The sequence below is a fragment of the Amycolatopsis sp. NPDC059027 genome (assembly GCF_042739735.1).
GTDB lineage: Bacteria > Actinomycetota > Actinomycetes > Mycobacteriales > Pseudonocardiaceae > Amycolatopsis.
In genome coordinates this window covers 14,057-21,438 of sequence record NZ_JBHYIK010000050.1, presented here as the reverse complement: position 1 = coordinate 21,438, position 7,382 = coordinate 14,057, and the positions used below count along the sequence as shown (strand labels likewise).

Below are 7,382 nucleotides of genomic sequence, written 5' to 3'. Positions count from 1 at the left end.
TCGTGTCATGTTCCTCAGACGATTTCCTCTTCAAGCATCCCCTCCCCCCCGCCCCCCCCCCCCACGCGATGCGACGAACGTCCCCTTCAGCTCAGCGCATCGCCCCAGCGGCGGTCACCTCTTCCGGCGAACATGGCCCGTCCCCGGGGCTCCGTGGCCGGAACAGCGGCTAGGAAGATCTCATGGAGAAGATCATTCGCCAGGCAGCCCTGGTCACCGCCGTCCTCGCCTGCGCGTCGACGCTTGCCGTGCCCCAAGCGACCGCCGCGCCCGCGGGTCAGTCGGCCTGTTCGGGCACCGCCGTCGCTCCCGCGTTCTCGGACTGGGTCCGTGCCAAGGGCAGTGCCGGCATCGCCGGCCACCCGGGCTACCGGCAGGGCTACGACCTCATGCTGCAGAGCAACGCCGGGGTCGCGCTGGCCGAGGTCAAGGGCTACGACGAGCGCAACGGGAACAAGGAGATCTGGGTGGGGGTTCCCGCGATGTCCCCGGACAGCCCGCACCGGCTCGTCGCGATCGCCTGGGGCAACAACCTCGCCATGCCCGAGATCCGGGTCAAGCCCGCCACCGGCCAGCTGGCCGGTGTCACCGTCACCTTCAAGTGCTGACAGCCCGCGCTACTCCGGACTCGCCGACGTGAACTGGTACCTCCTACCCGACGACTTCTGGACCTTTCCCCGTCCCCCGGTTTCCCGCACTGTCGTGACCCAGGACACGTCGGCGAGGAGGTTCGGTGGAGGATTTCGCGCGAGCGGCCGGAACAGACCGGGCAGCCGACTTCGTCGCACTGGGCGGAACCGTCCTGACGCTGGACAACGCCGGGCGACGCGCCGGCGCGCTCGCGGCGAAAGCCGGGCGGATCACCGCCGTCGGCACCGACCGCGAAATCGCCGAGCTGATCGGGCCGGACACGCGAGTGCTGGACCTCGGCGGGCGCACGGCGATCCCCGGCTTCGTCGAGTCGCACAACCATCCGGCGTTCTTCGGCATGACCCTGGCCGCGCCGGTCGACGCCGGCAGCCCGCCCAACGACACCATCGACGACATCGTGGGCCGGGTCGCGCAGGCGGTGTCCGATCGCGACCCTGGTGAGTGGGTCCGCGGGTTCCGGTACGACGACACGTTGCTCGCCGACCGGCGGCATCCGGCGCGATCCGATCTCGACGCCGTCTCCCCGCGCAACCCGGTGGTGCTCACCCACGTGTCGGGGCACTTCTGCGTGGCGAACTCGGCGGCCCTGCGCGAAGTCGGGATCAGCGCGACGACCCCGGACCCGCCCGGCGGGCACATCGCCCGCGACGAGCGGGGCGAGCCGACCGGGCTGCTGGTGGAGACCGCGGCCTTCCTGGTCACCTCGCGGCTACCCGGCCAAGGCGCAGACGAGCTGGCCGACGCGCTGCGGCTCGCCGACGCCGAATACCTCGCCAACGGCATCACTTCGGTGCACGACACCGGGATCGGCCTGATCGGCGGGTCCGCCGAACTCGAGGCCTACCGCACGTTGTGGCGTACGGGCGGGCTGCGCACGAGGATCCGGGGCTACCTGTTCGACGGGCTGGTACCGGGTCTCGCCGAAGGCCGTCCCGAACGGCCCGATCTCGGGGACGCGGACGACCGCTTCGCGCTGACCGGCGTCAAGATCATCGCCGACGGCTCGATCCAGGGACGCACCGGCTGCCTGGCCGAGGGCTACACCTGCGCTCCCGGCGAGCACGGGATGATGCTGGTCGAGCCCGCCGAACTCGGCCGCAGGATCGCCGCGCTGGACGCCGCGGGCTGGCAGGTGGCGGTGCACGGCAACGGCGACGCCGCGATCGACGCCATCATCGACGGCTACTCCCGCCTCGGCGCGCCGGACGGGACCGGCCGCCGCCACCGTATCGAGCACTGCCAGACGGTCCGCGAGGACCAGCTCGACCGGATGGCCGCACACGACGTGTTCGCGTCGTTCTTCATCAAGCACGTGTACTACTGGGGCGACCGCCACCACGACACGTTCCTCGGCCCGGAACGCGCGCGCCGGATCAGCCCGCTGGCCTCGGCCAGGAAGCGGGGAATCCACTTCGGACTGCATTCCGACACCCCCGTCACGCCGGTCCCGCCCCTCGAAGGGATCTGGTGCGCGGTGCGGCGGACCACCCGCGAGGGCGCGCTCCTCGGCCCGGAACAAGCAGTCGACGTCGACGCCGCGCTGCGCGGCTACACCATCGACGCGGCTTATCTTGCCGGGGAAGAAAACCTCAAGGGCAGTCTCGAAGTCGGCAAGCTGGCCGACCTCGCGGTGCTGTCGGACGACCCGGCGACCGTCGACCCGGATCACCTCCGCTCCTTGCGGGTCGAAGCCACCGTGAGCGGCGGCGAAATCGCCTGGCGGCACACGGCGTTCCCGGACGCGAGGAGCCCCCGATGATCCGCAGCTGGCCCAGTGTCCTCATCGGACTCGGCATCCCGGCGGCAGCGCTGCTGATCGGCATTCCCCTGGTGTCCGGCAGCACCGTCTCGGTGTTCGGCATCCCGCTGGTGTTCTTCTGGGTGTTCTGCTGCTGCCCGCTGACGACGTTGTGCCTGTGGGTCAGCTGGCGTTTCTTCGACCGCGCGCACTATCCCGAGGAGCGCTGATGCTGATCACGATGGTGGCCGTGGTGATGGCGGCGTCGATCGCGCTGGCGGTGTGGGCGGGCCGGGCGAGCCGCGGCGGCGGGATCTCGGAGTTCCTCGTCGGCGGCCGGTCCTTCCCCGCCTGGCTGGTGTATTTCCTCGCGGTGGGCGAGGTCTACAGCATCGGGACGATGATCGGCTTCCCGAGCGGGATCTACGCACACGGCGCGAGCTACGGGATCTGGTTCCTCGGGTACATCCTGCTCGCCTATTCGCTGGGCTACTTCCTGGCGCCGCTGGTGTGGCGGGCGGCGAAACGGCACGACGCGATGACCGTGCCCGACGTGTTCGGCAGGCACTACGGCAGCCGCTCGCTGGAACTGGTCACCTGCGTGACGATGCTGATCGCGCTGGTGCCCTGGGGCCAGTACCAGTTCATCGGCCTGCAGGTCGTGCTCGGCAACCTCGGGCTGCCACTGAGCCCGGTGCAGTGTGTCCTGCTCGCCGGGATCATCGCGTTCGTCTACATCGCGGTCTCCGGCGTGCGCTCCCCCGCGTTCGTCTCCATCCTCAAGGACGTCTTCATGCTCCTCGGCGTGGTACTCGTCGGCGTCGCCGCGGTGCTCGCCGCCGGTGGCACGGCGAAGGTCAGCGGGCCGGAGGTGCTCACCGGCGCGCAGACCACCATGGGCGGTCAGGGGCTGCTGTTCGCGATGACCACGATCGCGTTCCAGAGCGTCGTGTTCTACCTCGGTTTCGGTGGCGCGTATGTGTTCCCGGCCCGTTCCGAGCGCGCGGTGAAGACCTCGACGGTGTGGATGCCGATGTACATGCTGATCTATCCGTTCCTGGTGCTCGCCGCGTACTACGGTGTCCGCGCGCACCCCGGCCTGAAGAACCCGAACACGGTGTTCATGGTGACCGCGAAGGGATTGCTGCCGGACTGGCTGCTCGGGCTCGTCGCCGCGGGGGCCGCGCTGTCCGGGGTACTGGTGCTCGCCGCGACCGCGCTGAGCATCGGCGGGATGGTGTGCCGCAATCTGGCGCCGAACGTCGCGCCGGGCACGCAACGCCGCTGGACCGTCGTCGCCGTCGGCGGGTTCCTGGTGCTGGCCGCGGTGCTCACCCTGGTCGCCTCGACGCTGATGCTCACCGTGCTGAACCTGACCTACAACCTGCTGGCGCAGGTCGTGCCCGGCTGGCTGGCGATCCTGTTCGCCCGCCGGGTGCGCGCGTCCGCGATCGCCGCGGGCATGGTCATCGGGGTGCTCACCGCGATCGCCCTGTACGTCACCGGTGTGACGCTGGGCGGGGTCAATCCCGGCCTGCTCTCCCTCGGGGTCAACCTGCTGGTGGTGTTCGGCTGGAGCCGGTTCAAGCCGGACGCCGGGCGCGAGCCGGTCGCCACCGCTCCCGCGGCGAAGGCGAAGCCCGAACTCGCGGCCGAACCGGCCTGATCCCGCGCGGCAGGCGGCCAAGCGCACGACCCGGAATGCGCGGCTTGGCCGATGGTCGCGGGGAAGCGGGCTGGCTACCATCGAAGCACCCGATGGCCATCGGAGGCTCCGATGCGACTGCCGCGCTTTCGCTTCCTGCTCGGCCTTTTCCCCGCCCTCTGCCTCACGCTGCCGCCCGCAGCCCATGCCGTCGAGCCGACCCCGCTCGGCGGCGGCAGCCCCTTGGGGATCGGCTCGGCCTATCGGTGCACGGCCGGGTTCGCCGCCACCTCGGGAGCCGTCGGCTACCTGATCACCAGTGCCTCCTGCGGCAGGCCCGGCGACACCGTCCACAGTGGAGGACACCAGGTCGGCGTGGTCGGCACGGAACCGTTCCCGCCGGATGGCGCGATCGTCGTGCGGGTGACGAACACGATCGACTGGCGGCTGGTGGGCACGATCCCGCCGGTCAACGGCCGCGTGACGATCACCGGCTCCACCGAAGCCCCGATCGGCGCCCCGGTGTGCCGGTACGGAACGACCACCGGCTGGCGTTGCGGGACCGTCCAGGCGAAGAACCAGACGATCAACTTCCCCGAGGGCGCCCTGCACGGCCTCACCCGGACGAACGTCTGCGCGGAGCCCGGCGACATCGGCGGGCCGTTCGTCAGCGGTACCCAGGCCCAGGGCGTCCTGGTCGCGGGCAGCGGGAACTGCGCGGGCGGCGGCACGTCCTACTTCCTGCCGGTCGCCAAGGTGCTCGCCACCCACGGTCTCACCATCCTCACCGGAAAATCCTGACCGGCACACCCCGTGCGGACGTCAAGACAAGCGGACGGTTAACCCGGCGCAAGGCGCCGCTTTAAACCAGACATTTCACCGGCGTGGCGCAAGCCGGTCCCGCGCCGTTCCCCTGGCGTTCATCCCGCGCGCCTGCCGGTTTCATTTGCCCTGCCTAGGTTTCTGACGCGAGTGTCGAAGGAAGGAACCCATGGACGGACCCCTGGCGGTACGGGCGCGCGGGATCACCAAATGCTTCGGTGACGTCGTCGCGCTCGACGACGTCGAGCTGGATGTGGCGCGAGGAGTGATCCACGGGCTCGCCGGCCCGAACGGTGCGGGGAAGACGACGCTGCTGGGTTTGGTGCTGGGGCTCGCCGTCGCCGACGAGGGGAGTCTCGAAATCCTCGGCACGCCGGTCGGGCGGGCGCTTTCCACGCCTGGCGGCGTCGCGGGCTTCGTGGACGGTCCCGGCCTCTACCCCGCGCTGACCGCCCGGCAGAACCTCGCCGCACTGGCCGCGCTCCGCGGCCGCAAAGCGCGTGCGGCGACGAGGATCGAAGACGTGCTCGGCGAGGTCGGGCTCACCGACGTCGCCGACGACCGGGTCCGGGGATTCTCGCTCGGCATGCGCCAGCGGCTCGGGCTCGCCGCGGCCCTGCTCGCCCGGCCCCGGCTGCTCGTGCTCGACGAACCGGCCAACGGCCTCGACCCAGCAGGCAAGAAGCACGTCCACGGCGTCCTCGACCGGCTCGCGGCGGACGGCACCACCGTCGTGCTCTCCAGCCACCGGATGGACGACCTCGAAGCGCTGTGCTCGGCGGTCACCATCCTCGCGACCGGACGGGTCGTCTTCTCCGGCCCGATGGGCAAGCTCTCCGCGGAGAACGACGAACTCGACTACCGAGTTCGTACCGCCGACCCGGAGACCGCCCGCAGGGTGGCTCTCGACACGCCCGGGGTTCTCGTCGTCGTCGACGACGCCGGGGCACGGCAGGACAACGCGGCGCTCGTGGTGCGCGCACTGGTTCCCGCCCTGGACGAACTGGTGGTGCGACTGGTGAAGGCGGGCGTCGCGGTGCGCGAACTCGTGCCCGTGGTGTCGCCGCTGGAGGCCGCTTTCCTCGCGCTCACCGAGCAACAGGAGAGCAGCCGATGACCACGACGCTCGCCGACGCCGATTCCCGTCCCGTCTCGGTGGCGCGTGGCTACCGCTTCGAACTCGTCAAGTTGCTTGCCCAGTGGCGAATCCGCCTGCTGGTCCTCGCCTGCTGGATCGCGCCCGCGGTCTTCGTCGCCGCGGTGAGCCGGCAGAGTTCACTTCCCGTCGACACCCTCTTCGGCCGGTGGATGAACGCCTCCGGGTGGGCGGGTTCGCTGGTGATGCTCGGTTTCGCGGGCAGTTACGCGCTCCCGCTGCTGACGTCAGTGGTCGCCGGGGACGTGTTCGCCGCCGAGGACCGGCTCGGCACCTGGCGTCATCTGCTGGTGGCGGTCCGGTCTTACCGGCGGATCTTCGCGGCGAAGGCGCTGGCGAGTCTCACGGTCATCCTCGTGCTCGTGGCCGGGATGGCGGTTTCCAGTGCCGTCGGCGGAATCCTCGCGGTCGGCGACCGGCCGCCGGCCGGTCTCGACGGTCACCTGCTGTCCCCGGCGGAGGCCGCCGGGAAGGTCCTGCTCGCGTGGATCTGCGTACTCGCCCCGACGCTGGCGCTCGCCGCGATCGGACTGCTCGGGTCCGTCGCGTTAGGACGGTCGCCGATGGGCCTGCTGCTGCCCGCCGTCGTCGCTCTCGCGATGGCGCTCGCCCAGCTGCTGCCGTTGCCCGTCGCCGTCCGGCTCGCGCTGCCCAGCTACGGCTTCATCGCGTGGAACGGCCTGTTCACCAGCCCGGCACAGCTCGGCCCGCTGCTCATCGGCGTCGCGGTCGGCCTGGTGTGGGCGGTGGTCGCGACCGCGCTGGCCTATCTGCTCTTCCTGCGGCGTGACTTCACCAACCTCACCGCCGACGGCTCCGGGCGCCGCGCGATCACCGTGGGAGCCGCGCCGCTGGCCGGGCTCCTCGCCCTCACGGTCGCGGTCATCGCCGTCGCGACCCCGTCGCTGGGTTCCGGGATCGACCAGGACAAGGTGCAGCGGTCGCTCTCCACCGCGTTCGCCCATCTCTACCGCCTGCAGACCGGGCAGCTCAACCGGCCCGACGTCACCGAGGAGCAGCTGGCGGCCACGGCGGCCTGCACCAAGGGCGGCGGCATGGCCGTTCCCGAGGGACCCGGCAACGACTGGCGGTGCGTCGTCTCCTGGCATCTCCCCGATGTCGAGGCCGCCGGGTCGGCCATCTACCAGCTCGACGTCACCGCGGACGGGCGGTACGTCGCGGACGGCGACGGGCCGAAGGAAGTCAACGGCTATTTCCCGGTGCGGACCCCCGCCGGGGATCAGCCCAACCCCCTCTGGCAGTTCGACGGGAACGTCCTACAGCACTGCTCCCCACCCAAGGGATATCTCGATGCAGGTAATTGCTCTTATAAAACACAGACGCGGCCGACGGCCAATCAACTGTATATC

The 7,382-nt window shown here is 70.6% G+C and carries 7 protein-coding genes; all 7 read left to right on the top strand.

Features of this window, described 5'->3' with window-relative positions; all coding sequences use genetic code 11:
- Nucleotides 1-182: 182 nt before the first annotated feature.
- Nucleotides 183-608: a hypothetical protein gene (locus tag ACFWY9_RS30045; protein ID WP_378331632.1), complete on the top strand. Its 426-nt coding sequence runs from the start codon at nucleotides 183-185 to the stop codon at nucleotides 606-608.
- A 125-nt stretch (nucleotides 609-733) separates the two neighbouring features.
- Complete coding sequence (locus ACFWY9_RS30040; protein WP_378331631.1) at nucleotides 734-2,410, top strand: amidohydrolase; 1,677 nt, start codon at nucleotides 734-736, stop codon at nucleotides 2,408-2,410.
- On the top strand, nucleotides 2,407-2,619 hold the full coding sequence (locus tag ACFWY9_RS30035; RefSeq protein ID WP_378331630.1) for a DUF3311 domain-containing protein: 213 nt from the start codon (nucleotides 2,407-2,409) through the stop codon (nucleotides 2,617-2,619). The genes ACFWY9_RS30040 and ACFWY9_RS30035 overlap by 4 nt, the downstream gene beginning before the upstream one ends.
- Complete coding sequence (locus tag ACFWY9_RS30030) at nucleotides 2,619-4,055, top strand: sodium:solute symporter (RefSeq protein WP_378331629.1); 1,437 nt, start codon at nucleotides 2,619-2,621, stop codon at nucleotides 4,053-4,055. The genes ACFWY9_RS30035 and ACFWY9_RS30030 overlap by 1 nt, the downstream gene beginning before the upstream one ends.
- Nucleotides 4,056-4,166: 111 nt before the next feature.
- Complete coding sequence (locus ACFWY9_RS30025; RefSeq protein ID WP_378340453.1) at nucleotides 4,167-4,835, top strand: S1 family peptidase; 669 nt, start codon at nucleotides 4,167-4,169, stop codon at nucleotides 4,833-4,835.
- Nucleotides 4,836-5,025: 190 nt separating this feature from the next.
- A complete protein-coding gene (locus tag ACFWY9_RS30020; RefSeq protein ID WP_378340452.1) occupies nucleotides 5,026-5,973 on the top strand; it encodes an ATP-binding cassette domain-containing protein in 948 nt (315 codons plus the stop codon).
- Nucleotides 5,970-7,382, top strand: a 1,413-nt coding sequence (locus ACFWY9_RS30015; RefSeq protein ID WP_378340451.1) for an ABC transporter permease, incomplete at its 3' end; no start/stop codon positions are given. The genes ACFWY9_RS30020 and ACFWY9_RS30015, both read left to right, overlap by 4 nt.

Bases quoted from the DNA above. Each gene is read 5' to 3' on its own strand.
- ACFWY9_RS30045 (WP_378331632.1), top strand. From the start codon at position 183: ATGGAGAAGATCATTCGCCAGGCAGCCCTGGTCACCGCCGTCCTCGCC.
- ACFWY9_RS30035 (WP_378331630.1), top strand. From the start codon at position 2,407: ATGATCCGCAGCTGGCCCAGTGTCCTCATCGGACTCGGCATCCCGGCG.
- ACFWY9_RS30030 (WP_378331629.1), top strand. From the start codon at position 2,619: ATGCTGATCACGATGGTGGCCGTGGTGATGGCGGCGTCGATCGCGCTG.
- ACFWY9_RS30025 (WP_378340453.1), top strand. From the start codon at position 4,167: ATGCGACTGCCGCGCTTTCGCTTCCTGCTCGGCCTTTTCCCCGCCCTC.
- ACFWY9_RS30020 (WP_378340452.1), top strand. From the start codon at position 5,026: ATGGACGGACCCCTGGCGGTACGGGCGCGCGGGATCACCAAATGCTTC.